Below are 24,275 nucleotides of genomic sequence, written 5' to 3'. Positions count from 1 at the left end.
ATGCAGATTAATTTTTTATAAAAAGTCAGTTTAGGCTACAGTGAGTTGTCCCGCATATAAAACAAAGAAACGTAAACAGAATACCCCAATTAAGTCAAAAATTGACACCAAGATAATAAAGTTACGATTGTATTTTAAACGGTCATTAACAAACATATTGGCGATTAATGGGATCAAGATACCGATAATCAATACTCCAACCCAGAATATCGCTCCCCAAAAACCAGATAAGGCATTATGTAAGGCAACTGTTTTTTGTCCGCCACCAAAATGTAAGCCAACGAAGAAACACACAAGCAAACCAAGTTCTGTCACCATAATTGGCACTTCAAATTTGTGGATAAAGTGCGATTCGTGAGAATCACCTTTTAGTTTTCCTGCAATTAAGATAATTAAGAAGGTTGCAGCAATACCAGATGATGTGCCAGAGGCTAAGAATAATGCGGGTAATACTGGGTTATTCAACATTGGATAGCTAATCAATGCAGAAAGTAAGAACCCTGTGTATGCACCAAGCACTGCAGCCAATATGAAAAGAATAACTTCGACTGGACTTGCAATACGTTCTGCAATACCGATGAGTTTCATCACAAATTGCAGTTTTGGTATAAAGCGATTAATTAATGCTTCGATTTCTTTTTTAAAAATCACTACACCCCAAATTACTAAAAATAACATATAGATTTGGAATAGCATGACCCCCATCGACATTACGGAGTTGAATTGATAGTTAAACATCAATTTCCAGAATGTCCAAGGTCGAGTCAAGTGGAAAATTAATAGCGTTAAACCAATTAATGTTGGCACAGATCCTAAAATTACCCCAGATCGAATAATCCAGTTTTGGCTTAGATTTTCTAGTTTATTACTGCGTTTATAGGCAATTGCTAACTGTACTGCACCAGATGAGATCCCCAATAAAAACAAGTAGATCGCAATGGTATAATCCCACACTAGATTAGGCGTATGAAATGGAACTGGATAATCTAACGTCATCTTCTAGGCTCCCCATGTTGGAATGGAATGTGATATAAGTTTGGTTGTGTACCTAATTCCACTTTAGTGCGATAAACTGATTTTTCTTTCACTTTACGTGAAACTGCACTTGTTGGATCATTCATATCCCCAAAGGTTAATGCTTTGGTTGGGCAAGCCTCTACGCAAGCAGGTTGTTTACCATTGGCTAAATTTGTATCGCGGCAGAAGTTACATTTATCTGCGGTACGATGTACTGGATGAATAAAACGTACACGATATGGGCAAACTGCTATACAGTATTGGCAGCCTACGCATAAATCTTTATGTACATCTACAATGCCAGTCTCTTTATCAATAAAAGATGCACCAGTTGGACAAACTGCTACACAAGGTGCATTTGTACAATGTTGGCAAGATTGACGAAAGAACTCGTATTCTTGATTTGGAAATTCCCCATAAGGTTCACTACGTAGAATCTCTAAGCGAGAAACGCCTTCTGGCACTTGGTTTACATCACGACATGAGTCCATACAGGCTGTACAACCGATACACGCATTTTCATCATGTATCATTGCGTAACGTTTAGGTTTATCCGCCTTGTCTTCTTTTGCAAAAGAAGGTAAAGATGTTCCCGTCATAAGGATCACTGCCCCCATGCCAGAAACAAAGTTTCGGCGTGAGCAGACTGTCATTGTTTATCCTTTTGTTTGGTTAGTTTATCTTGTTCAGCTTTACGTTTTTGTTGTTTACCATGGCAATCTACGCAAAGTTTAACGCGTTGTTTTGGTTGAATACCTTTCATTGCGTCTTCTTTAGGATGAAGAGTATGGCAACTTGCACAAGGCAATTTCATTGCGTGAACATCATGCGCCCATAGTTTTTCACGAAGTTTGTCAGGTTGGTGACAAGCAAAGCAAACTTGGTTTTGTTCTTGAACTGAATACATCGGTTTTTTATTACCGAAAATATCCCCTTCAAAACGCATAACATCTTTAGCACCACGACGGTGATTTTCAGAAATGTTACCGTGACAGCTTACACAAGTAATTGCTTTACCGTTATTTGGATTTTTCTTATCTAAATGTGCGCCGTGAAATTTACCAAAGTGGAGTTCGCCACCAGACTGTTCTAGCGTTTGGTTCTTATCTACCTTGTCGAATTTATGGCATTTAGCACAATATTGATTTGGATCGCGTTGGTTATCTAATTGCGGTTCATAAGTAAAATGATCCGCAGGTTTTTGTGCATCATCGGCATAAGCCAAAAACGGCAATGCGACAAATGCCACACTTAACGCTAACGCTTTTGCAGATTTGTTGATTAAAGAAGTTAAATTCATTTGGGTTACCTCAAATTTGACCTTGAAAATTACCGCACTTTCTAGTTGCAGTTAAAAGTGCGGTAGATTTTTCATTTATTTTTGTGTTGGTGGATCAACTAATAAGCCTTTTTCTCTAGCTTGTTGCTCCCATTGCGGTACCACAGTTTTTAAGAATTCTTCTTTCGCTTTACGTTCTTTTTCAATATCAATACCCATTACTTTCCACGCTTTATCAGCTGTTGAAATATCTGGGATTTGAACTGGAGTTTTCACACCGTGTTTAGTTAAGATTACAGCAAGTTTAGTGCGCGCGTCTGCTACTTTATCTAAGCCAGAAGCTAATACACGAAGTACTACTTCAGGCGCATGCATATGACCACCATGGCTTGCAGCAGTGTAATCCCAACGCCATTGAGCATGACGAATATCCATTAATGCTGCTTCCATTTCTTCTTTAGTTGCACCTGCGTCCCAAGCCGCTTTTGCTTCAAAGTGAGCTTTAACAACTTGGTCTTCTAAACGACCCATTACATCTTTCACTTCTTTTTTACGTGAAGTAACAATATCGCGTAATTTTTCTTTGCTTTGATCGTGACAATTTGCACAAGTGTGGTCAAATGCATCGAATGGATTTTGGATTTGGTGGTCAGTATAAACTTTACCGTCTGCGCCTTGTACTTTTGGCATATGGCAATCTACACAAGTTACCCCATTTTTACCGTGCATACCTAAAGACCAAATTTCAAAGTCAGGGTGTTGTGCTTTTAACATTGGTGCTTTAGAAAGTGAGTGAGTCCAGTCAGTGAAACCAATATCATCATAATATTTTTCAATATCATCTACGGTTTGACCATTATCCCAAGGGAAAGTTACTTGCTTGATGTCCCCTGCAAAATAGTATTCAACGTGGCAGTTTGCGCAAATTTCTGCACGTTTTTCAGTACGCGCTGCCGTGTTGAAGCTTAAATTGTTGTGTGGGCGACCTTCTGCTTTATCTTTTTCAGCAGTGGCTTTTTCTAAAGCATCAAGGGCGCGTAATACGTGTGGACGAGCAATACGTAATGCAGGTTTGCCTTCTGCAAAATCTTTAGAGGTTGTGTCGTGACAGTCAGCACAGCCAATTGAGTTCACGATTTCAGGCCCTCCCTTTGCCCATTTCGCATTGAAATAATCTTTCTCACCCCATTCCGCGATTAAACGTGGAACATCAGGACCTTTACATGTCCAACATGCCATAGCTTGAGGGCCATCATTTGCAGTTTTTGGCGCACCTGTACGTAAAATATTACGCACATCTGTTACCGCATAAAAGTGACCGCGTGGTGCGTTATATTCTTTTGCAAATGCATAACCACCCCAAAGTACGATTAGGCGCGGATTTTCTTCATCAGCATAAATAATGTTTTCGCCATCGCCGTTTGCTGTAGAACGCCAGCTGTTATATTGATTTGGATATTTTTCTGCAAATTTTTCATTTACAGATTCAATTTTCAAATCAGGTTTTGCGGGTTCAACAGGTTGTTCTAATGGCTTATATACAAGCTCAGCAGTAGCTGAGTTAAATAAGCTTAAACTCGCGAAAGACGCTGCCACAATAAGGCTTTTTTTGAATGCGTTCACGATAATTACTCCATTTGTTGTAATAAAAAGGTTAAGTAGAAAGTTGAGAATTATTATTAATATCCATACAAAACGTAGATATATTTTCATTCAAGCGTAAGATACCAAAAGAAAAAAGTTTTTCTACTCGCAGAATGCTAAAGTTTGAGCTTGATCAAGCTTATCTTTTAAAATACTCAAAAAGAGGTATATTGTTGTTTTAAATAAATTAAGGCGGTATAAAACCGCCTTAATTTTGAGTATTATTATCATTAGTATTGACTAATAATATTTGCTATTCTTTTATCTGATATTTGATATTTCGTCCCCAACTGCTGGGCAAACAAACTCACACGCAATTCCTCGATCATATATCGAATCTCCGCCACCTCATCCGAAATCGGTTTAGATTTTGGCAGTTTAGCGAGCAATTGTTGGTAAGCCTGTTGCACTTGTTCCACGCGTAGCATCGCGGCACGATCACGGTTTACATCTTGAGCCAACTTATCAATACGTTTATCAATGGCTTGCAGATAACGTTGTAAATCTGGTAGGCGATCATAACCGCTCTTTTGCACAAAACCTTGATACACCAAACTTGCAAGTTGCGATTTGATGTCGGATAATGCAAATGCCATCGTGAAATCCATTTTGCCTTTAAGGCGTTGGTTAAGTTGGTAAGTGAGAGTAAGAATCTGCTCCACTTTCTGCGCAATATCCACGGTCACTTCGTTAAGATTTTCTCGAACGAAATCACGCAATTTTTCAAAGCCTGCTTCATCCCACACAAAACCGCCAAAATCGGCAATTAGCTTATCTACGGCACAAGCAATACAGTCATCGATCAAATCCAATACGCGACCGAACGGAGTAAAATACAGACCCAATTTAGCCTTATTCGGCAATTTTTCATGAAGATATTTAATTGGTGATGGCACATTGAGCAATAACAAACGACGTAAACCTTGTTGCATCGCCACCGATTGCTCAAACTCTGTTTCAAACAGTTTGATACCCACCGCATCTTTTTCATCTACAATAGCTGGGAACGCTTTGACGCTGAAACCACGTTGTTTTTGTTCATAACATTGTGGTAAATCTGCAAAGCTCCAAATATGCAGCCTGCTTTGCTCAATGCCATCATCTGCCACAGCAGAAATACTTTCCTGCACACGATCTTTTAAGTTGAATTTCAGCTCATCCAAATTCATGGATTCTGCGATTTTCTTACCGTTTTCATCCACCACACGGAACGTCATTTTCAGATGGCTTGGAATTTGTTCCCAATTCCAATGTTCCGCTTCTACGGTGACGCCAGTCATACGACGCAATTCATAAATCAGCGTATCTAATAATGGCTTTTCCAACGGCACCGCACGACTTAAAAAAGCTTGAGCATAATTAGGTGCAGGCACGAAGTTACGGCGATAAGATTTCGGCAGAGATTTAATCAGCGCAATCACCAATTCTTCACGCAAGCCTGGAATCTGCCAGTCAAAGCCTGTCATTTCCACTTGGTTGAGCAATGGCAATGGAATATGTACTGTCACGCCGTCCGCATCGGTACCTGGTTCAAATTGATAAGTCAATTTGAGTTTTAAATTACCTTGATGCCAGAAATTCGGGAAATCCAGCTTGCTCACTTGTTCCGCATCATCATTGATCAAAAATGAACGTTCAAAATTAAGCAATTCAGGATCTTTTTGCTGTGCCTTTTTCCACCAGGTATCAAAATGTTTTTGAGAGACAACTTCTGTGCCAATACGCTGATCGTAAAATTCAAACAATGTGCGATCATCCACCAAAATATCGCGGCGGCGGCTTTTGTGTTCCAATTCTTCTACTTCTTGAACGAGCCTTTGATTTTCTTTGAAGAATTTATGCTTGGTATTCCAACCCCCTTCCACCAAGGCAGATTGAATAAAAATCTCACGGCTTACCGTTGGATCAATAGCTCCGTAATTCACTGGTCTCGCAGCCACAATCGGCACACCGTAAAGCGTGACTTTCTCATCTGCAATCACAGCGCCACGGGATTTCGACCAACGCGGTTCTGAATAGGATTTTTTAATGAGATGCTCGGCAAGTGGCTCAATCCATTCTGGCTCGATTTCTGCCACCATGCGCCCCCAAAGTTTGGAGGTTTCCACTAACTCTGCCGCCATCACCCATTTCGGTTGTTTTTTGAAAAGCACAGAATTGGGGAAAATTGCAAAATGGGCATTACGTGCGCCAAGATATTGTTGTTTCTCCGCTTCTTTTAAACCGATATGAGAAAGCAAACCGCTTAAAAGTGCGGTATGAATTTGCTGATATTCTGCTTTTTCGGAATTAATCGGTAAGCCCATTTCACGCACGGTTAAACGAATTTGATGATAAATATCCTGCCATTCACGAATGCGTAAATAATTTAAGAAATCCTTTTGGCACTGACGACGGAATTGGTTTTTACTCAATGCTTTTTGTTGTTCTTGTAGATAATACCAAAGATTGAGGAAAGCCAAGAAATCTGATTTTTTATCGGCAAAACGACGATGTTTTTCATCAGAAGCTTGCTGTTTTTCTTGTGGTCGTTCGCGCGGATCTTGAATGGATAACGCAGAGACGATGATCATCATTTCATAAACGCAGCCAAAATTGACCGCACTTAGGATCATTTTGGCAAGGCGCGGATCGACTGGAAGTTGAGCGAGTTGGCGACCAACTCTAGTTAATAGGCGTTTTTCACCCGCTTTGGTGCGAACCATTTCAAACGCGCCCAATTCTTCCAACAGTTTTATCCCATCTTGAATATGGCGTTTATCTGGCGCATCAACAAATGGGAACGCTTCAATATCATCCAAACCCAATGCCGTCATTTGCAAAATAACGGAGGCTAAATTGGTGCGTAGAATTTCAGGATCGGTAAACTCTGGACGAGAATTAAAATCCTCTTCCGAATATAAACGAATACAAATCCCTTCACTTACACGACCACATCGACCTTTACGCTGATTTGCAGATGCCTGTGAAATAGGTTCAATCGGTAAACGTTGTACTTTGGTGCGATAGCTATAACGGGAAATGCGCGCAGTACCTGGGTCAATCACATATTTAATGCCCGGCACGGTCAATGAGGTTTCTGCGACGTTGGTCGCTAATACAATGCGATTTAAGCCACTTGGATGGAAAATTTTATTTTGTTCTTGCGCAGACAAGCGTGCAAAGAGCGGTAGAATTTCCGTGTGTTTTAGATTTTGCTTTTGCAAGGCTTCGGCAGTATCACGAATTTCACGCTCTCCATTCATAAAGATCAAGATATCGCCTCGACTTTCTGCTTGCAATTCATCCACCGCATTAAGAATACCTTGTAGCTGATCTTGATCGTCTTCCTCCACTACGGGACGATAACGCACTTCAACAGGATAGGTTCTGCCTGAGACTTCAATGATCGGTGCATTATTAAAATGTTTAGAAAAGCGTTCCACATCAATGGTTGCAGAAGTGATAATAAGTTTTAAATCACGACGACGTGGCAACAACTGTTTCAGATAACCGAGAATAAAATCGTTATTTAGGCTACGTTCGTGGGCTTCATCGATAATCAAACAAGAATATTGATTGAGAAAACGATCGTTTTGAATTTCTGCTAGCAGAATCCCGTCAGTCATCAATTTGATTTGGGTGTTATCGCTGATTTGATCGTTAAAACGAACCTTATAACCAACTAAACCGCCAAGCTCCGTTTCCAGTTCTTCCGCAATACGCGCCGCCACCGAACGAGCAGCAATACGGCGTGGTTGAGTATGACCAATCATGCCTAAATTGCCGAAACCTAATTCCAAACACATTTTCGGCAATTGGGTGGTTTTACCTGAACCAGTTTCCCCTGCCACCACGATGACCTGATGTTCAGAAATCAGTTTTTGAATTTCGACTTTGCGTTGGCTAACGGGCAAACTCTCTGGAAAAACAATCGGATTTTGTACCGCACTTTTCCGTTGTTCTACACGTAATCTAGCTTGTTCAATTTGCTGTTGGATTTCAGCGGCAACGGCTTGTTGAGCCTCTTGGCTTTTAATTTTTCCAATACCATGAATGCGGGCGGATAAGCGACGTTGATCCACCCGCATGATGTCATTTAATTGAGAAAAAAGAGATTGTTGTAAGGGAGTTAATGTGTGTTTTACCGAGCTGTTTTTCATAGCGATTTACTTTTGAAACTTCCGTAAGCTAAGCTAATCCATCCGATTAAAAATAAAGTGCCGCCAATAGGCGTAATCCATACAATTACATTGCTTGCTTCGAAAGCAAGTGCGTATAAACTTCCACTAAATAATAAGATTCCAATTAACCAAGAAGACATAGATAATCGGGCGAATTTATTGTCACGTAAAGCAGATAATGCAACGGCAAGTACTGCAATGGTATGGAACATTTGATATTCTAACCCCGTATCAATCCATGATAATGCTTTGGCTTCTAATATATGGCTTAGGCCATGAGCTGCAAATGCGCCTAGTGCGACACAGAAGAATCCGCTTAAAGTGGCAATAGTAAGGTATTTGTTTTTCATTTAAATTTTCCCTAAAAGTAAAGCTAATATACCTGCAGCAATAAGTGGGCCAACGGGAATTCCACCTAAAAATGCTACACCAATAATTGTGCCGATAAGCAAGCCAGTGACTAAAATCGGTTGTTCGCCCATTAAAGGCACACCTTTACCTGCAAGCCATGCCACAAGCACTCCAACTGCAATAGAAAGAGCCATTTTCCAACTAAGAAAACCTGATAAATCAGGCAACTGAATTTTTCCTGAAACTAAGGGGCTTAAAACCCCAATGGTTAAAATAATGATACCAATTTTAACGCCATATTTTTCGAGCAAAGGAATATGAGAAGATAAAAAAGTTTGCTGCATGATAAGTAATACGGCAGCAGAAATGGTAATTGCGCTGTTGTTGCTTAATACGCCAAGAATAAGAAGTATCACTAGTAATAGAGCAATGGTATTGAGTTGTAATGTCATAAAGTGCGGTTAAAAAAATGGAAATTTTGGTAAATATTCTAGCATAGAAATTCGTAAAATTATTTTCCATTGTTGTTGAGAAAAAGATAAATGAGAAAAGTTAAAAAGGGTTCATTATGAACCCTTTTATTTAGTCGGTAAAATTCTTAAATCATTTATTCTTCAAATTTACCTTTTTTTTCTTTATTGATGGTGCATTTTGCACTAGCCCAAATTGCAAACAATACACCCACTACCCAAATCGCATATAACATTCTATTTCTCCTTAGTATAATGAGTGTTTATTTTTATCAATGAAATTAGCATCTAAACGACCAAACATTTTTGAGTAAGACCAAATAGTATAAGCTAAAGCAATGACCACAAAAACAACTGCAAAAATCAGCATTAATGTTAATGTTAATTCACTTGAAGTCGAATCCCACATTAATAAACTTTGTTCAGGATGTGAACTTGAAGGCATCACAAATGGGAACATTGATACTGCTGCAGTAATAATCACACCAGCCATTGTTAATGCAGAGAAGAAAAATGCAAAACCACAACGATTCGCTTTAGAAAATGCAGCATTTAATAATGCAGCAACTACAGCTAAAGCAGGGAAAATCCAAAGAATTGGCATTTCATTGAAATTTCTAAACCACGCGCCAGTTTCTACAGCAACTTCTTTATTCATTGGAGACGATGGAGCGAAATGATCGATAGTGCTAGTAACTACATAACCATCTTTAGAATATAACCATACGCCAGCTAATACGAATGTAATTAAAGTCACAATAGAACCAATTTGACTTACTGAACGAGCACGATCACGTAAGACTTCAGTGGTTTTCATTTGTAACCAGTTTGCGCCGTGAGTGACAAGCATTGATAAGCTAATAACACCACATAATAATGCGAATGGATTTAATAGCTCAAAAAATGAACCTGTATAAGTCACTTGAGTTAATTCGTTAAAATGGAATGGAACGCCTTGTAATAAATTACCAAAAGCCACGCCAAATACTAATGCTGGTACAAAACCACCTGCGAATAATCCCCAGTCCCAAACAGAACGCCAAGTTGGATTATCAATTTTTGCACGATATTCAAAACCCAATGGACGTAAGAATAACGCTGCCAAGACTAATACTAATGCAATGTAAAAACCTGAGAAAGATACTGCATATACAATTGGCCAAGCTGCAAATATTGCACCACCTGCAGTTAATAACCAAACTTGGTTACCATCCCAATGGGGAGCAATAGTGTTGATCATAATACGGCGTTCCACTTCTTTTTTACCTGTTACAGGTAAAAGTGCGGTCACGCCCATATCAAATCCATCAGTTACAGAGAAGCCAATCAATAATACAATAACTAACACCCACCAAATAAAACGTAGAAATTCATAATCAATCATAATTTATCTCCTACTTATTTAGCTGATTGTTCAAAGTAGTATTTGCCGGTTTTTAACGCACTTGGACCCAAACGCGCATATTTAAACATCAAATACATCTCAACAATAATGAACGCAAGATAAAGCGCACAAATTAAACCAATAGAGAACCATAAATCGCCTGTACTTAAATTAGAAGCGGATACGCCAACAGGTAAGATCTCGTAAATAGCCCAAGGCTGACGACCATATTCTGCTAAGAACCAACCGCACTCAATGGCAATCCAAGGTAATGGCAATCCCCATAAAAGAACTTTTAACAATAATGGAATTTGAGTGACTTTATTACGTAAATTTTGAACAAATGCGCCGAATGTAAGTAAAGCAATTAAACCACCAGCTGCAATCATTGCACGAAATGCCCAAAAATTAGGGCCTACATTTGGAATAGTATCACGAGCGGCTTGTTTAATTTGTTCTTCTGTTGCATCAACAACATTGTTTGTATAGCGTTTTAATAATAAACCGAAACCAAGATCTTTTTTAACTTCATTAAATTGTGCTTTGGTTTCTTCATTTACTTGACCATTTGCTTTTTTCTCAGCGCGTAGTTGAGTAAATAATTCATAAGCACGGATACCACTACGTACACGAGTTTCATTTAATGCTTGAAGATCTTTTAGACCTATAATTTCTTTATCAATTGAACGAGTTGCTATTACACCGCCAAGATAAGGAATTTCAATCGCAAAATCATTTTTCATTTCAGCCGTATTTGGAATTGCTACTGGAAGGAATGGAGCAGGTGCTGCGTGAGTTTCAAATTCAGCTTCCATTGCGGCTAATTTTACTGGTTGTGCTTTACCAATATCATAACCAGATTCATCACCAAGAATTAGCACTGAAATAGAGGCGATAAATCCAAAAGTAGCAGCTACGGAGAAAGAACGTTTTGCAAATTCAAAATCACGACCTTTTAGTAAAAAGTATGAGCTAATGGCTAAAACAAAAAATGCGCCTGTCACATAACCTGCAGAAAGAGTATGTAAGAATTTACTTTGTGCAACAGGGTTTAACCAAAGATCTAAGAAGTTAGTCATTTCCATACGTACAGTTTCAAAATTAAATTCTGAACCTGTTGGTGCTTGCATCCAGCCATTTGCAACCAAAATCCACATAGCAGATAAATTAGAACCGAAAGCCACACAATAAGTTGCTAATAAGTGTTTTCCTTTTGATAAACGATCCCAACCGAAGAAAAATAACCCCACAAAAGTGGATTCTAAGAAGAAGGCAAGTAACGCTTCAATAGCAAGTGGCGCACCAAAAATATCCCCTACGTAATGAGAATAATAAGACCAGTTAGTACCAAATTGGAATTCCATAATAATACCGGTGGTCACCCCAAGGGCAAAGTTAATACCAAATAACTTTCCCCAAAATTTTGTCATATCTTTATAAACTTCTTTACCTGTCGCCACATAAATAGTTTCCATAATTACAAGAATAAAGGATAAACCCAATGTTAGCGGCACGAAAATGAAGTGATACAACGCAGTTAAAGCAAACTGCAAGCGAGAAAGATCAACAACGTCTAACATTCTCAACTCCTTTGTATAAACAACATTAGTTCCAACAATGATTAACAAGGCGATGCCTTAAATAATCCCTAATTACTCAACTCCAATCAGCTAAGTTTAAATTGACTTATCTACATAATTATTTTTAAAGGTTAAAAAAACACCAGTTATTATAGAGATAATCCAAATTGGCGGCTATTCTACTACTAAACATAAGGATAAAAAATAGTAAAAGATGCTATATAGATCACATTTTTGATATAAATACAAAAATAGGGCTTATTTGTTATATTTCATTTAATTGACTTAGATCAAATTGAAATTTTTGCAATAATTTTTGTTTTAAAGATGATTAATTTCATTGTGTAAGAGCATATTTTAATATTTGTCTCAACCAACACATCTCTTGATGTTTTTAACTGCTTGAATAAGTATGTAGTGGCATTTAATACTTAATTTATCATTCAACATTTGTAATGTAATTGTTGATCCTTTCCAAGGATAAAAAGGATTAAGACAAAACTAGCATTGAGTTCATTGCACAAATCAGGTAAACTACCGTCCCGTCTTTGATAGCTAATTATCTTCGATTTTTGACCGCACTTTTGGTTGATTTTGTCTGTAGGATGATTAGCTATAATCATTTATATCCCAATACAGATTAGGTTCCCTATGGCTACAAATTATATTTTCGTCACTGGCGGTGTGGTTTCATCGTTAGGTAAAGGCATTGCGGCAGCATCATTGGCGGCAATTTTAGAAGCACGTGGTTTAAACGTAACCATTATGAAGTTAGATCCATATATTAATGTGGATCCTGGTACGATGAGCCCAACCCAACACGGGGAAGTTTTCGTTACTCAAGATGGCGCAGAAACAGATTTAGATTTAGGTCATTATGAGCGTTTCATCCGCACGAAAATGACCAAACGTAATAACTTCACTACAGGTAAAATTTATTCTGAAGTATTACGTAAAGAGCGTCGTGGCGATTATCTTGGTGCAACAATTCAAGTGATTCCACATATCACTAATGAAATTAAAGATCGCGTCATTGCTGGTGCTCAAGGTCACGACGTTGTGATTGTTGAAGTGGGCGGCACTGTTGGGGATATTGAATCACTTCCATTCTTAGAAGCATTACGTCAATTAGCCGTTCAAGTTGGTCGTGAACATACGTTATTTATGCATTTAACCTTGGTGCCTTACATTCCAACGGCGGGCGAAGTAAAAACTAAACCAACCCAACATTCGGTAAAAGAATTGCTTTCTATTGGTATTCAACCTGATGTGTTGATTTGCCGTTCAGATCGTATGATTCCACCAAATGAACGCGCAAAAATTGCTTTATTTTGTAATGTTGCAGAACGAGCAGTCATTTCATTAAAAGATGTGAATTCAATTTATCAAATCCCCGCATTGTTAAAATCTCAAGGTTTAGATGATTTCGTCTGTGATCGTTTCCGTTTAACTTGCCCTGAAGCAGATCTTACTGAATGGGAGCAAGTGCTTTACAAGCAAGCCAATCCAGTGGGAGAAGTAACCATCGGTATGGTAGGTAAATACACTGAGTTACCCGATGCCTATAAATCAGTAAATGAAGCCTTAAAACACGCAGGTTTAACGAACCGTTTAAGTGTAAACATTAAATATATTGATTCCCAAGATGTTGAAACCAAAGGTGTTGAAGTATTAAAGGGCGTTGATGGCATTCTTGTTCCAGGGGGATTTGGTTATCGTGGTGTAGAGGGTAAAATTCGTACCGCACAATATGCACGAGAAAACAAAATTCCTTACTTGGGTATTTGCTTAGGTATGCAGATAGCGTTGATTGAATATGCACGTAATGTAGCGGGTTTAACTAAAGCCAATTCATCTGAATTTGATAAAGATTGTGAACAACCTGTGGTGGCATTAATCACAGAATGGCAAGATGCGGAGGGTAATACTGAAGTGCGTACCGATGAATCAGATCTTGGCGGAACAATGCGTTTAGGTGCACAACAATGTCATTTGGTATCAGGTAGCCGTGCTCGCGAGCTTTATGGCAAAGAAACCATTGAAGAGCGTCATCGTCATCGCTATGAAGTGAACAATACCTTGCTTCCACAAATTGAAAAAGCAGGATTGAAAGTAACTGGATTATCTGCAGATAAAAAATTGGTAGAAATTATCGAAGTGCCAAATCATCCTTGGTTTGTCGCTTGCCAATTCCATCCAGAATTTACTTCTACGCCTCGTGATGGTCATCCGTTGTTTGCAGGCTTTGTAAAAGCAGCCTATGAAAATCACAAAAAATCTGTGAAGTAATTCTTGGTTCTGCAATAAGTGCGGTAAAAAAATCCCCGTTAAATTTATCATTTAACGGGGATTTTTTATAAACTATTTACTGTTTTTATATTTAGTTAGTACGCTTAACTAATTTCGTCCAGTTATAATAACCATACAATGAGTTAAGTAAGTAGGCTGAATACATTAAGTATATTGCAGGTGTCTCTGCCCAAAGGAAAATAGAAAGAATATTTAATCCAATCCATAACAACCATTGTTCACGATAACGCAAAATCATTAAAATCTGTGCCGCAACCGTAATAATTGTAGTTAGACCATCTAAACCTGTTGAACTACCACCAGCAGCTTGTAATGCTTGAACAAAAAGCAAAGTACCAACCGTAGTCATAACAATTAATGTTATCCATCCTTTAACAGTTAACGCTTTGGCAATCACGCTTTCTCCACCATCGCTATTTTGCATATTGGCTTTCCACATAAAGTAACCAATAAATTGAGAGGGCAAATATACGTAAAGTACGGTGTTCATTTCGCCTAAGAAATTCGATCCCCAAGCAACATAAAAATAAGTATAGGCAAAAATCAATCCAAAGAAATAATTACTAATTTTACCTTTACTTACCAATACCACACACAAAATACCCGAAATACCAGAAATCATTGCTAACCAAGAATCAGGTGTTTGTACATAAGCCCAAATTTGCGCAATGATAAAAAGCACAAGCCAAACCACCTCAAAAGGTTTCCAACCAGAAACAAATTCTTGTTTTAAACGTGCTGCCAAAGTCATTATTTACTCCTATTGACTTAAATTTTAACGTGAGCATTCTTGCATAGTGAATTGGTAATGTAAAGGTGTAGAAGCATTTAATTCTAAAGTTGTGAAATCCATCACGTTTTAATTAAAGCCTACATTATCCATTATTGAGTTTGTTTCAAAAAACGCTCTAAAAATTGACCGCACTTTAAATATAATAATCAAGCTCAAGTGGTATTTTTGCTTGTAACAAGAACTGTTTAGTGCGCTCGTGTTGTGGGCAAGTGAAGAATTTATCTGCTGTATTTTGTTCTACAATATATCCATCCGCCATTAAAATCACACGATCCGCGACATCTTGCGCAAACTGCATTTCGTGAGTAACAATAATCATTGTCCAGCCTTCTTGGGCGAGCATTTTTAGTGTTTGTAACACTTCGCCCACCAATTCAGGATCTAATGCCGATGTAGGTTCATCTAATAAAATAATATCAGGTTTTACCGCAAGGGCTCGAGCAATCCCCACTCGCTGTTGCTGACCGCCAGAAAGTTGGGATGGAAATAAATCCGCTTTATTTTTAAGCCCTACTTTTTCTAGCAAACTAAGTGCTTTTTCACGAGCTTGAGCTTTATCTTGTTTTTGCACAACAACCATTCCCTCCATAACATTTTCAAGGGCAGAACGATGAGGGAATAAATTGTATTGCTGAAAGACCATTGATGAACGTCGGCGTAACTTCAATTCATCTGCTTTACTAATTTTCTGGCTAAAATCAATTTTTAGACTGCCATCAGTAAATTCCAAAATGCCTTGCTCTGGTCGTTCAAGCAAGTTTAAACAACGTAAAAAGGTGGTTTTTCCAGAACCAGAAGGGCCTAAAATTGCGACCACTTCACCTTTATTAATTTCAAAATCAATGCCTTTTAACACATGATTGCCATTAAAGTTTTTCTGAATATTACTTACTTTTAACATAGACATTCCTTATAAATGGCGAGATAAGCGAATTTCAAGACGATCTTGTAAGAAAGATAAAACAAAACAGAAAATCCAATAAATCAAAGCTGCCTCACTATAAATTAAAATAAATTCATAGTTTGCTGCCGTAATATTCTGTGCGACACGGAATAATTCTGTCACTAAAACAAGAGAAGCCAATGAAGTGTCTTTCACTGTACTAATAAAAGTATTAGAAAGCGATGGTACTGAAATACGTAAAGCCTGTGGCATAATTGTACGAATAAATGCTTGTCGATAATTCATACCTATCGCATAAGAGGCTTCCCACTGCCCTTTAGGTATAGCAATAATTGAAGCACGAACAGTTTCTGCTGCATAAGCACCTATATTAATAGAAAATGCAATAATCGCTGTCGGAAAAGGCTCTAAAGTAATACCGACTTCAGGTAACCCATAAAAAATAATAAAAATTTGTACTAACATCGGTGTACCTCTAATTATAGAGATATACACTCGACATAAAGCCTGTAACAATTTTAAGGGTAAATTAGGGCTAGGCAAAGTACGAATAACTGCAACAATCACTGCAATAAGCAAACCACAGAAGAAGGAAATGACTGCCAATGGCAATGTGTATAAAATTGCTGCTTCCAACATAGGCCAAAACGAGCTGATTACATAATCAGCTCGTTCTGCACTCATAAATGGAAGACTCGCCAACCAATTATTGAGTAATATCATAACCAAACCATTCAATTGAAATCTGTTTTAATGTACCATCTTGGCGAAGTGCTTCAAGTACTTGATTAAATTTTGTAATCAATGCATCTTCACCTTGTAAAAAAGCAAAGGCAGTCGGAGTTTTATCCCCACGATCATAAGCAATTTTTAAACCAGAATTTGGGTGTTTTTTAAAATAATCTAATACAGCCAATTTATCATTAATTGTTGCTTCTGCACGGCCTTGTTTAATAAGCTCTAAGCTCTGTGCTAAACCATCCACTACAAGAATCTGCGCACCTGCAGCTTTTGCATCTTTACCCCAGTTACTTGTTGCAGATTGCGCAGATTTACGACCTTTCAAATCTTCAAATGATTTAATACTGTTATCCGATGATTTTGTTACAATCACCCCACCAGAATAATTATAAGGCGTTGTGAAACTGTATTTTTTTAAACGCTCTGGGCTTGGGTTAGTTTGGTTTGCAATCACATCAAAACGTTTTGCATTTAACCCCGCATACATTGCATCCCATTGTGTTTCTTTAAATTCCACTTTCAAACCGAGCTTTTCAGCAACTTTACGAATAACCTCTACATCAAAGCCTGTTAATTTTCCACTTTTATCATGGAAAGTAAATGGTGCATAAGTCCCTTCTGTTCCAACTAATAAAGTTTTCGTTTTTTCAACACGATCGGCAATTTCGCCTGCGTGAGAAAACGTTGAGAAAGCAATAGCTCCAGTTAAAAGTGCGGTCGTAAAAAGTAATTTTTTCATTTTTTCTTCCTTGTGTTGTGTTTGTCTAAGCGTGATTATAAAAACCAAACTTATGAAAAAAAAAGATTATTTATTTATGGTTTATAAATTTTAGTTATAAAAAATTGATATAAGTGATTACTATCAAAATAAGAAAATAATCTACCGCACTTTCTTGTAGAAAAATACGTTTCTAAACAATGCAATCAATCTACTCTTATAAAATTTCAGTAAAAAAATGCCTTTCTAAAGAAAGGCATTAATAGAAATTTAAGATTATAAATAAACTTGTAATTTATTATAGAAAAGTCGCGTACCTAATTACGCTTCATCACTTCTAGAAAAACGTTCAATTTTCGCACCTAGAGCACGTAATTTATCTTCGATATGTTCATAACCACGATCGATATGATAAATACGATCTACAATGGTTTCACCCGTTGCGATACAACCTGCAAGCACTAAACTGATTGAAGCGCGTAAATCTGTCGCTATTACCTCTGTGCCAGACAATTGTTCAACCCCGTGACATACCGCTGTATTCCCTTCAATTTCAGCTTTACCACCCATACGAATTAATTCAGGAATATGCATAAAACGATTTTCAAAAATCGTTTCAGTGATAATGCTTGTACCTTCTGCCACCATATTTAATAAAGTAAATTGAGCCTGCATATCAGTTGGGAACCCTGGATGTGGTGCAGTACGAATATTCACTGCTTTAGGGCGATTACCAAGCATATCTAAAGTAATGCTATTTTCAGTTACATCAACTTGCGCACCAGCTTCACGGAGTTTATCAATTACGGCATCTAAAGTATCCGCTTTAGTATTTTGACAAACAACACGACCGCCCGAAATTGCTGCAGCAATTAAGAATGTACCCGTTTCAATGCGATCTGGCACAATACTGTGCTCACAACCAGTTAAACGTTCAACACCTTCAATCGTAATGTGATCAGAACCTGCACCTGTTATTTTCGCACCCATTTTATTAAGGAAATCTGCAGTATCTACAATTTCAGGTTCACGAGCGGCGTTTTCAATAACAGTCGTACCTTTCGCAAGGGTTGCTGCCATCATAATAGATAAAGTTGCGCCTACACTTACTTTTTCTATTACAATTCGAGTTCCAACAAGACGATCTGATACTTGTGCTTTTACATATCCTTCTTCAAGAACGATGTCCGCACCTAATTTTTCTAAACCGCTAATGTGGAGATCAACAGGTCTAGCTCCGATAGAACAACCTCCAGGTAATGAGACTTGAGCTTGATGGAAACGAGCGACTAAAGGTGCCAATGCCCAAATTGAAGCACGCATAGTTTTAACCAATTCATAAGGTGCAGTGAAATGATTGATATTAGAGGCATCTAATAAAACTGCACCAGTTTCATCACGATTTGCAATTACGCCTAATTGACGCAAAATATTTAAAGTTGTTTCAATATCTTTAAGTTCGGGAACATTTGTCAATTTAACAGGTTCTGTAGCTAAAATAGCCGCAAAAAGAATTGGAAGTGCGGCGTTTTTTGCGCCTGAAATATTCACACTTCCACTTAAACGAGATTGCCCATAAACACGAAATTTATCCATTTTTAAATCCTTAATTAAACTGGTTTAATGCACGATCGCGTTTCCATTTTTCTACGGTATAAGTTTTGATGGTTAGAGCGTGAATTTCACCAGTGCTAAAATAAGGCATTAAAGGGGCATAAATCGTTTGTTGTTGTTTTACACGAGATAGTGCAGCAATTTCATCACTCACTACAATTACACCAAAATGTGCATTTTCACCTTGTGCATAGACTTCTACGATATTTAGCGTGTCTTTTAAAATTTGTTCAATTTTTTGAAGTTCCATTGGATTTCCGTTTAAGTAAGCTATGTAAAATTTGCGATCCAATCAGATAAACCAACAAGATCTGCTAGGGTTAATAATTGTTTTGGTGGATAAACTAATCGTACTGTTTTGTTAATCTTTTGACACTCTCGTAAAAAATCACAAAGAGCTGTAAAACCAGCTGAATCAATATGCTGAAGACCAGATAAATTCCATTCAACAATAGTTTTATCAAGTGTACTTTCTGACAAAAAAACGCCACGTTGCTGCCACATTGGTAACAAGGTGCTGCGAGATAGTTCCCCAAACAAAAAGAGCGTTATTTTATCATTATTTTTTTGCAAATCCCAATTTAGCATAGTTATTCATTTATTGATTGAAAATTATAGGTTGTGAGGCAGATTGCTGCATCTTTGTGATTAATGTATCAATACCTTGTTTGTTTAAAATACCAACCCAATTTTTTATCGTATCTTCCAGCATACTTACGCCTGCTGCTGCCATATCGTAGGCTTTCCATTCCCCACTTTTATTGCCTTTACGCCATTTAAAATCTAATAGGATCGGAGCAACGCCATTAGTTTGAATAATACTTACGCGAATATTTACAAAATTGTTATCGCCTAATTCTTTTTCTGATTCAATTTGAATTTTTTGATTAGAATAATTTGTTAATGTTTGTGCGTACTTTTGCTCAATCAACTCACCAAAAGTCTTGAAAAATTTTTCTCGTTGTTCTGTAGAGGTTGATTTGTAGTATGAACCTAATACTTTAGAACCTGCATATTCTAAGTTTACGTAAGGCAATAAATCATTACGAACAATAGTACGTAAATAATTTGGATCTTGTTTAATTTTACTTTGATTAGCTTGTATATCAGAAAATAGTTTATCTGACGCTTGCTGCATTAAAACATAAGGACTTGTTTCTGCAATAGCTGTTCGTGTAACCAAAAGTGCGGTTAATACGAAAGTTAAAATAGTAAACCATTTTTTTAGTTGAGTAAGGTACATTGTCAATCTCCTAATTTATAAAATTTAACCTATTATTCTGCGGATTCTGATTTTTCATTGCCGTCTGATTTTTTACTTCCGTATAAGAATTGCCCAATTAAATCTTCCAATACTATAGCTGATGTAGTGTCTTGAATTTGACTACCATTTTTAAGCATTGCTGTATCTCCATCATCAAAACCTATTGTCAAGGCAATATATTGCTCACCTAATAAACCTGATGTTTTAATTGATAAAGAACTGTTTTCTGGGATTTCATTATATTCTTGATTAATCGCAATACTTACTTTTGGTAAATAGCTTTTTTCATCAAGCGTAATAGCACTCACACGCCCAATTACTACGCCTCCAATTTTTAGTGGTGCGCGCACTTTAAGTCCGCCAATATTATTAAAAATTGCCGTCACGGTATAAGATTTCGTCTCAGCAAAACCTTGTACATTAGCTACGCGTAAACCTAAAAAAACTAAGGCACCAATACCAAGTAATAAAAATAACCCGACCCAAAATTCATATTTAATTGTTTGTCTCATAAAAAATCCTTAACTTGCGCCAAACATAATAGCAGTCAAAATAAAATCTAATCCTAGAACAACAAGTGAAGCGTGCACAACTGTTCGTGTTGTAGCTTGGCTGATACCTTCTGATGTTGGCATACAATCATAACCATTAAAAAGTGCAATCCAAGTTACGGCTACAGCAAAGAAAACCGCTTTAATAAAGCCATTTAAAATATCATAGCTCCAACTCACGGAATTTTGCATAACAGACCAAAAGCTGCCTGAATCAACACCTTTCCAATCCACACCTACTAAGGAACTGCCCCAAATACCAATCGCGATAAACAAGATTGACAAAATTGGCATGGAAATAACCCCTGCCCAAAAACGAGGTGCAATCACTCGACGTAAAGGATCAACAGCCATCATTTCAAGACTAGAAAGTTGTTCAGTGGCTTTCATTAAGCCTATTTCAGCCGTCAATGCAGAACCTGCTCGACCAGCAAATAAAAGTGCGGTAACAACAGGCCCTAATTCTCGCAAAAGAGAAAGTGCCACCAACTGACCTAAACTTGTTTCAGCAGAAAAATCAACTAATACGACATAACCTTGTAGTCCTAATACCATTCCAATAAATAAACCGGACAACAAAATAATGAGTAACGATTGGACACCTAAAACATGCATTTGCTTCACAAGCAAAGGAAAATGCTTACGAATTTGTGGCTTGCCGATCAATGCACCAAATAACATAAAGCCTGCTCGCCCCAATGCACGGAAAAAGTCGATCACCTGTTTTCCTAAAGCAGAAATAAAATTGACGATCATTCAAACAATTCCTTCATATAATCTTGCGCTGGGTACTTAAAGCGCACAGGACCATCAGATTCACCTTTTAAGAATTGCACCACGCGCGGATCTTGGCTTTGTAAAAGCTGCTCAGATGTTCCTTCTGCGATGACTTTTTGGTCTGCAATAATATAGGCATAATCTGCAATACTCAATACTTCCTCCACATCGTGTGACACTACGATAGAAGTCAAATTTAACGCTTCATTTAATCGTTTAATCAGGCTTAAAATTACGCCCATACTAATCGGATCTTGCCCCGTAAATGGCTCATCAAACATAATTAAATCAGGGTCAAGCGCAATAGCGCGCGCTAATGCAGCTCGACGAGCCATACCACCGGAAAGTTCTGAAGGCATCAATGCGGCAGCACCTCGCAACCCAACCGCCTCCAATTTCATCAACACGATTTGACGAATTAAACTTTCAGGCAAATGCGTATGTTCACGAATTGGAAAGGCGACATTATCAAAAGTAGAAATATCCGTAAAAAGCGCACCTGATTGGAATAACATCCCCATCCGCTTGCGTACTTCGTACAGTTCACGATTAGATAGACGACAAATATCTTGTCCATCAAACAAAATTTCACCTTGCTCTGGCATTAGTTGCCCACCTATCAATTTAAGTAAGGTGGTTTTACCAATCCCCGACGGCCCCATGATCGCAGTGATTTTTCCCTTTTTTACTTGCAAATTCAGGTTATCGTAAATCACGCGATCACCGCGTTTAAAGGTGAGATTCTTAACTTCAATTAGATTTTGATTCATTAAAATCTCGTTTATAAATAAAAAGTTCAATCAGTTTTATATGACCTTAAAAAGTTAGATTTGTTTAATTTAAAGATTAAGTTTTGTTATTTATAGCAACACATTTCTTTGGCTTAACTTTAATGTGGTCATAAAAATAGCTATAAAAAATAGTGATAAATTCTATTTTTAATAACTTAAAATTTTGCCATAGTAACATTCTTTTTGGCCTCACTAAAGAAGCTTTACATTTCTTCATTATTTATTGAATTTTAATAATACTTTGTTTATGGAAAATAAACATTGATAAATGCCTATAAATAATAAGCCTGTAAAAGATACAGATTTGATAAAAAAGATTGCAAAAGAAAAGTTATAGAGAGGAAAGCAGAAAAACCTAACTTTTGCTAGGTTTTCCTATGTTTATTATTTTGCACAGTTACAGTGTGCTGTTTTTTTGTTCAAAACGTTCTGCAACGAAATCCCAGTTTACCACATTCCAGAATTCTTTAATGTAGTCTGGACGGCGGTTTTGGAATTTTAAGTAGTAAGCGTGTTCCCAAACGTCTAAACCTAAAAGTGGGAAACCCTCACAACCTGCCACTTCTTTACCCATTAATGGGTTATCTTGGTTTGCTGTTGATACAACGGCTAATTTACCTTCAGCGGTTAATACTAACCATGCCCATCCTGAACCGAAACGAGTTGCGGCTGCTTTTTCAAACTCTGCTTTAAATGCATCTACAGAACCGAAATCGCGTTCAATCGCATCTTTTAATGCGCCTTGTAAAGTAGTGCCTTTTTTCAAGCTTTTCCAAAATAAACTGTGGTTTGTGTGGCCTCCAGCATTATTACGTAATGCTCCACGTTTTTCTGCAGGAATTTTATCAAGGTTAGAAATTAAATGACCTGGATACATTTCTACTAATTCAGCAGGTAAACCTTCTAATGCAGCATTTGCATTGTTTACGTAAGCTTGGTGGTGTTTACTATGATGGATTTCCATTGTTTGCGCATCAAAATGTGGTTCTAACGCATTGTAGGCATAGCCTAATTCAGGGAGAGTGTAAGACATAATGTATTCCTTCTATTGTTAAAAACAGATTTCGTTGAGGTTTTGGTCTATAACCAAAATTGAGCAAATAATAGCAAAAAAATTGATTTAGATCATTAAATGTTTTTCCTTTTTTAAAAAGTGAATTTATTAAATTTTGTTTTAAATCAATAAACCTATCGATCTACTTCTAAAGAGTTATGCGTTTGAGTTGCGAAAATTTCATCAAATATTAGAATACTGCCACTTTCTATTTTCCCTCTGTAATTATGTTTGAGCAACACAAGTTATCTCTGCAAAATTTATCCTGCCAACGTGGTGAGTGCGTACTTTTTCGTGCTTTGACTTGCGATTTTAATAGCGGTGATTTTGTACAAATTGAAGGGCATAACGGCATAGGTAAAACAAGTTTGTTACGTATTCTTGCGGGTTTAGCGCAACCTTTGGAAGGCGAAGTGCGGTGGGATTCTGAAGCGATTTCCAAACAACGTGAACAATATCATCAGAATTTGCTTTATTTAGGTCATCTTTCTGGTGTTAAACCAGAATTAACCGCGTGGGAAAATTTGCAGTTTTATCAACGAATTAGTCAAGCTGAACAAAACACCGATATGTTGTGGGATTTGCTTGAGAAAGTGGGATTGCTAGGTCGTGAAGATTTGCCTGCCGCACAACTTTCTGCTGGGCAACAAAAACGTATCGCGTTAGGTCGCTTATGGCTGTCTCAAACGCCCTTATGGATTTTAGATGAGCCCTTTACTGCGATTGATAAAAAAGGCGTGGAAATTTTAACCGCACTTTTTGATGAGCATGCTCAACGAGGTGGTATTGTGTTGTTAACCAGCCACCAAGAAGTGCCAAGTTCTCATCTGCAAAAATTGAATTTAGCGGCTTATAAAGCGGAATAACTTA

At 37.5% G+C, this 24,275-nt stretch carries 23 protein-coding genes; 2 read left to right on the top strand and 21 right to left on the bottom strand.

Going from position 1 to position 24,275, the window contains the following annotated elements; translation table 11 throughout:
- Positions 1-30 precede the first annotated feature (30 nt).
- The 9 genes from nrfD to HMPREF2813_RS03935 all read right to left on the bottom strand — a co-directional run bounded on the left by nrfD (position 31) and on the right by HMPREF2813_RS03935 (position 11,888).
- Entirely contained in the window at positions 31-996 is a 966-nt protein-coding gene (nrfD, locus tag HMPREF2813_RS03975) for a cytochrome c nitrite reductase subunit NrfD (protein ID WP_005669842.1), read from the bottom strand.
- Positions 993-1,670, bottom strand: coding sequence for a cytochrome c nitrite reductase Fe-S protein (nrfC, locus tag HMPREF2813_RS03970; RefSeq protein WP_038441385.1), 678 nt, complete (start codon positions 1,668-1,670; stop codon positions 993-995). Before nrfC ends, nrfD begins: the two co-directional genes overlap by 4 nt.
- On the bottom strand, positions 1,667-2,317 hold the full coding sequence (nrfB, locus tag HMPREF2813_RS03965) for a cytochrome c nitrite reductase pentaheme subunit (protein ID WP_038441383.1): 651 nt from the start codon (positions 2,315-2,317) through the stop codon (positions 1,667-1,669). Before nrfB ends, nrfC begins: the two co-directional genes overlap by 4 nt.
- A gap of 75 nt (positions 2,318-2,392) precedes the next feature.
- Entirely contained in the window at positions 2,393-3,919 is a 1,527-nt protein-coding gene (nrfA, locus tag HMPREF2813_RS03960) for an ammonia-forming nitrite reductase cytochrome c552 subunit (RefSeq protein ID WP_038441381.1), read from the bottom strand.
- A 251-nt stretch (positions 3,920-4,170) separates the two neighbouring features.
- Entirely contained in the window at positions 4,171-8,082 is a 3,912-nt protein-coding gene (hrpA, locus tag HMPREF2813_RS03955) for an ATP-dependent RNA helicase HrpA (protein ID WP_042593756.1), read from the bottom strand.
- Positions 8,079-8,453: a DUF423 domain-containing protein gene (locus HMPREF2813_RS03950; RefSeq protein WP_005647722.1), complete on the bottom strand. Its 375-nt coding sequence runs from the start codon at positions 8,451-8,453 to the stop codon at positions 8,079-8,081. The genes hrpA and HMPREF2813_RS03950 overlap by 4 nt, the downstream gene beginning before the upstream one ends.
- Positions 8,454-8,906: a DUF441 domain-containing protein gene (locus HMPREF2813_RS03945; RefSeq protein WP_005665908.1), complete on the bottom strand. Its 453-nt coding sequence runs from the start codon at positions 8,904-8,906 to the stop codon at positions 8,454-8,456.
- Positions 8,907-9,171: 265 nt separating this feature from the next.
- Positions 9,172-10,308, bottom strand: a complete 1,137-nt coding sequence (gene cydB, locus HMPREF2813_RS03940; RefSeq protein WP_014550938.1) for a cytochrome d ubiquinol oxidase subunit II — start codon at positions 10,306-10,308, stop codon at positions 9,172-9,174.
- 14 nt (positions 10,309-10,322) lie between these two features.
- Complete coding sequence (locus HMPREF2813_RS03935; RefSeq protein WP_005665906.1) at positions 10,323-11,888, bottom strand: cytochrome ubiquinol oxidase subunit I; 1,566 nt, start codon at positions 11,886-11,888, stop codon at positions 10,323-10,325.
- Between the two features lie 651 nt (positions 11,889-12,539).
- Here HMPREF2813_RS03935 and pyrG point away from each other — a divergent pair.
- The gene (gene pyrG / locus HMPREF2813_RS03930; protein ID WP_005662817.1) at positions 12,540-14,177 is read left to right on the top strand and encodes a glutamine hydrolyzing CTP synthase; all 1,638 of its coding nucleotides are present in this window, start codon (positions 12,540-12,542) and stop codon (positions 14,175-14,177) included.
- Positions 14,178-14,268: 91 nt separating this feature from the next.
- On the opposite strand, the gene pnuC is transcribed toward pyrG, so the two are convergent.
- The 12 genes from pnuC to sodA all read right to left on the bottom strand — a co-directional run bounded on the left by pnuC (position 14,269) and on the right by sodA (position 23,384).
- Positions 14,269-14,949 (bottom strand): nicotinamide riboside transporter PnuC, encoded by a 681-nt coding sequence (pnuC, locus tag HMPREF2813_RS03925; protein WP_005662815.1) that lies wholly within the window; start codon positions 14,947-14,949, stop codon positions 14,269-14,271.
- A 175-nt stretch (positions 14,950-15,124) separates the two neighbouring features.
- Positions 15,125-15,892 carry an amino acid ABC transporter ATP-binding protein gene (locus HMPREF2813_RS03920; RefSeq protein ID WP_032826723.1) on the bottom strand — a complete coding sequence of 256 codons (768 nt, stop codon included), beginning with the start codon at positions 15,890-15,892 and terminating at the stop codon, positions 15,125-15,127.
- A gap of 9 nt (positions 15,893-15,901) precedes the next feature.
- Entirely contained in the window at positions 15,902-16,618 is a 717-nt protein-coding gene (locus HMPREF2813_RS03915) for an amino acid ABC transporter permease (RefSeq protein WP_005633396.1), read from the bottom strand.
- A complete protein-coding gene (locus HMPREF2813_RS03910; protein WP_005651725.1) occupies positions 16,602-17,375 on the bottom strand; it encodes an amino acid ABC transporter substrate-binding protein in 774 nt (257 codons plus the stop codon). The genes HMPREF2813_RS03915 and HMPREF2813_RS03910 overlap by 17 nt, the downstream gene beginning before the upstream one ends.
- 300 nt (positions 17,376-17,675) lie before the next feature.
- Complete coding sequence (gene murA, locus HMPREF2813_RS03905; protein ID WP_014550937.1) at positions 17,676-18,950, bottom strand: UDP-N-acetylglucosamine 1-carboxyvinyltransferase; 1,275 nt, start codon at positions 18,948-18,950, stop codon at positions 17,676-17,678.
- Between the two features lie 10 nt (positions 18,951-18,960).
- The gene (locus tag HMPREF2813_RS03900) at positions 18,961-19,218 is read right to left on the bottom strand and encodes a BolA family protein (protein WP_005647705.1); all 258 of its coding nucleotides are present in this window, start codon (positions 19,216-19,218) and stop codon (positions 18,961-18,963) included.
- Between the two features lie 20 nt (positions 19,219-19,238).
- Entirely contained in the window at positions 19,239-19,556 is a 318-nt protein-coding gene (locus tag HMPREF2813_RS03895) for an STAS domain-containing protein (RefSeq protein WP_005651726.1), read from the bottom strand.
- A gap of 10 nt (positions 19,557-19,566) precedes the next feature.
- Complete coding sequence (mlaC, locus tag HMPREF2813_RS03890; protein WP_011272379.1) at positions 19,567-20,211, bottom strand: phospholipid-binding protein MlaC; 645 nt, start codon at positions 20,209-20,211, stop codon at positions 19,567-19,569.
- Positions 20,212-20,243: 32 nt separating this feature from the next.
- Complete coding sequence (gene mlaD, locus HMPREF2813_RS03885; RefSeq protein ID WP_005647699.1) at positions 20,244-20,744, bottom strand: outer membrane lipid asymmetry maintenance protein MlaD; 501 nt, start codon at positions 20,742-20,744, stop codon at positions 20,244-20,246.
- A 9-nt stretch (positions 20,745-20,753) separates the two neighbouring features.
- A complete protein-coding gene (gene mlaE, locus HMPREF2813_RS03880) occupies positions 20,754-21,539 on the bottom strand; it encodes a lipid asymmetry maintenance ABC transporter permease subunit MlaE (RefSeq protein ID WP_011272380.1) in 786 nt (261 codons plus the stop codon).
- Positions 21,536-22,330, bottom strand: coding sequence for a phospholipid ABC transporter ATP-binding protein MlaF (mlaF, locus tag HMPREF2813_RS03875; protein WP_005651729.1), 795 nt, complete (start codon positions 22,328-22,330; stop codon positions 21,536-21,538). The genes mlaE and mlaF overlap by 4 nt, the downstream gene beginning before the upstream one ends.
- A 418-nt stretch (positions 22,331-22,748) precedes the next feature.
- Positions 22,749-23,384 (bottom strand): superoxide dismutase [Mn], encoded by a 636-nt coding sequence (sodA, locus tag HMPREF2813_RS03870; protein ID WP_005647694.1) that lies wholly within the window; start codon positions 23,382-23,384, stop codon positions 22,749-22,751.
- A 248-nt stretch (positions 23,385-23,632) separates the two neighbouring features.
- Between sodA and ccmA the strand changes: the two genes are divergently transcribed.
- Positions 23,633-24,271 carry a cytochrome c biogenesis heme-transporting ATPase CcmA gene (ccmA, locus tag HMPREF2813_RS03865; protein WP_005665896.1) on the top strand — a complete coding sequence of 213 codons (639 nt, stop codon included), beginning with the start codon at positions 23,633-23,635 and terminating at the stop codon, positions 24,269-24,271.
- The last annotated feature ends 4 nt before the right edge of the window (positions 24,272-24,275 follow it).

Origin of the sequence: Haemophilus sp. HMSC066A11 (assembly GCF_001811665.1) — a bacterium.
Classification (GTDB): domain Bacteria; phylum Pseudomonadota; class Gammaproteobacteria; order Enterobacterales; family Pasteurellaceae; genus Haemophilus; species Haemophilus influenzae.
Note: the sequence above shows the minus strand (reverse complement) of the source record. Positions and strands in the feature narration are given on the sequence as shown.

Excerpts from the sequence above, each read along its gene's own strand:
- nrfD (WP_005669842.1), bottom strand. The coding sequence starts at position 996 with ATGACGTTAGATTATCCAGTTCCATTTCATACGCCTAATCTAGTGTGG.
- nrfC (WP_038441385.1), bottom strand. The coding sequence starts at position 1,670 with ATGACAGTCTGCTCACGCCGAAACTTTGTTTCTGGCATGGGGGCAGTG.
- nrfB (WP_038441383.1), bottom strand. The coding sequence starts at position 2,317 with ATGAATTTAACTTCTTTAATCAACAAATCTGCAAAAGCGTTAGCGTTA.
- hrpA (WP_042593756.1), bottom strand. The coding sequence starts at position 8,082 with ATGAAAAACAGCTCGGTAAAACACACATTAACTCCCTTACAACAATCT.
- HMPREF2813_RS03950 (WP_005647722.1), bottom strand. The coding sequence starts at position 8,453 with ATGAAAAACAAATACCTTACTATTGCCACTTTAAGCGGATTCTTCTGT.
- HMPREF2813_RS03945 (WP_005665908.1), bottom strand. The coding sequence starts at position 8,906 with ATGACATTACAACTCAATACCATTGCTCTATTACTAGTGATACTTCTT.
- cydB (WP_014550938.1), bottom strand. The coding sequence starts at position 10,308 with ATGATTGATTATGAATTTCTACGTTTTATTTGGTGGGTGTTAGTTATT.
- HMPREF2813_RS03935 (WP_005665906.1), bottom strand. The coding sequence starts at position 11,888 with ATGTTAGACGTTGTTGATCTTTCTCGCTTGCAGTTTGCTTTAACTGCG.
- pyrG (WP_005662817.1), top strand. The coding sequence starts at position 12,540 with ATGGCTACAAATTATATTTTCGTCACTGGCGGTGTGGTTTCATCGTTA.
- pnuC (WP_005662815.1), bottom strand. The coding sequence starts at position 14,949 with ATGACTTTGGCAGCACGTTTAAAACAAGAATTTGTTTCTGGTTGGAAA.
- HMPREF2813_RS03920 (WP_032826723.1), bottom strand. The coding sequence starts at position 15,892 with ATGTTAAAAGTAAGTAATATTCAGAAAAACTTTAATGGCAATCATGTG.
- HMPREF2813_RS03915 (WP_005633396.1), bottom strand. The coding sequence starts at position 16,618 with ATGATATTACTCAATAATTGGTTGGCGAGTCTTCCATTTATGAGTGCA.
- HMPREF2813_RS03910 (WP_005651725.1), bottom strand. The coding sequence starts at position 17,375 with ATGAAAAAATTACTTTTTACGACCGCACTTTTAACTGGAGCTATTGCT.
- murA (WP_014550937.1), bottom strand. The coding sequence starts at position 18,950 with ATGGATAAATTTCGTGTTTATGGGCAATCTCGTTTAAGTGGAAGTGTG.
- HMPREF2813_RS03900 (WP_005647705.1), bottom strand. The coding sequence starts at position 19,218 with ATGGAACTTCAAAAAATTGAACAAATTTTAAAAGACACGCTAAATATC.
- HMPREF2813_RS03895 (WP_005651726.1), bottom strand. The coding sequence starts at position 19,556 with ATGCTAAATTGGGATTTGCAAAAAAATAATGATAAAATAACGCTCTTT.
- mlaC (WP_011272379.1), bottom strand. The coding sequence starts at position 20,211 with ATGTACCTTACTCAACTAAAAAAATGGTTTACTATTTTAACTTTCGTA.
- mlaD (WP_005647699.1), bottom strand. The coding sequence starts at position 20,744 with ATGAGACAAACAATTAAATATGAATTTTGGGTCGGGTTATTTTTATTA.
- mlaE (WP_011272380.1), bottom strand. The coding sequence starts at position 21,539 with ATGATCGTCAATTTTATTTCTGCTTTAGGAAAACAGGTGATCGACTTT.
- mlaF (WP_005651729.1), bottom strand. The coding sequence starts at position 22,330 with ATGAATCAAAATCTAATTGAAGTTAAGAATCTCACCTTTAAACGCGGT.
- sodA (WP_005647694.1), bottom strand. The coding sequence starts at position 23,384 with ATGTCTTACACTCTCCCTGAATTAGGCTATGCCTACAATGCGTTAGAA.
- ccmA (WP_005665896.1), top strand. The coding sequence starts at position 23,633 with ATGTTTGAGCAACACAAGTTATCTCTGCAAAATTTATCCTGCCAACGT.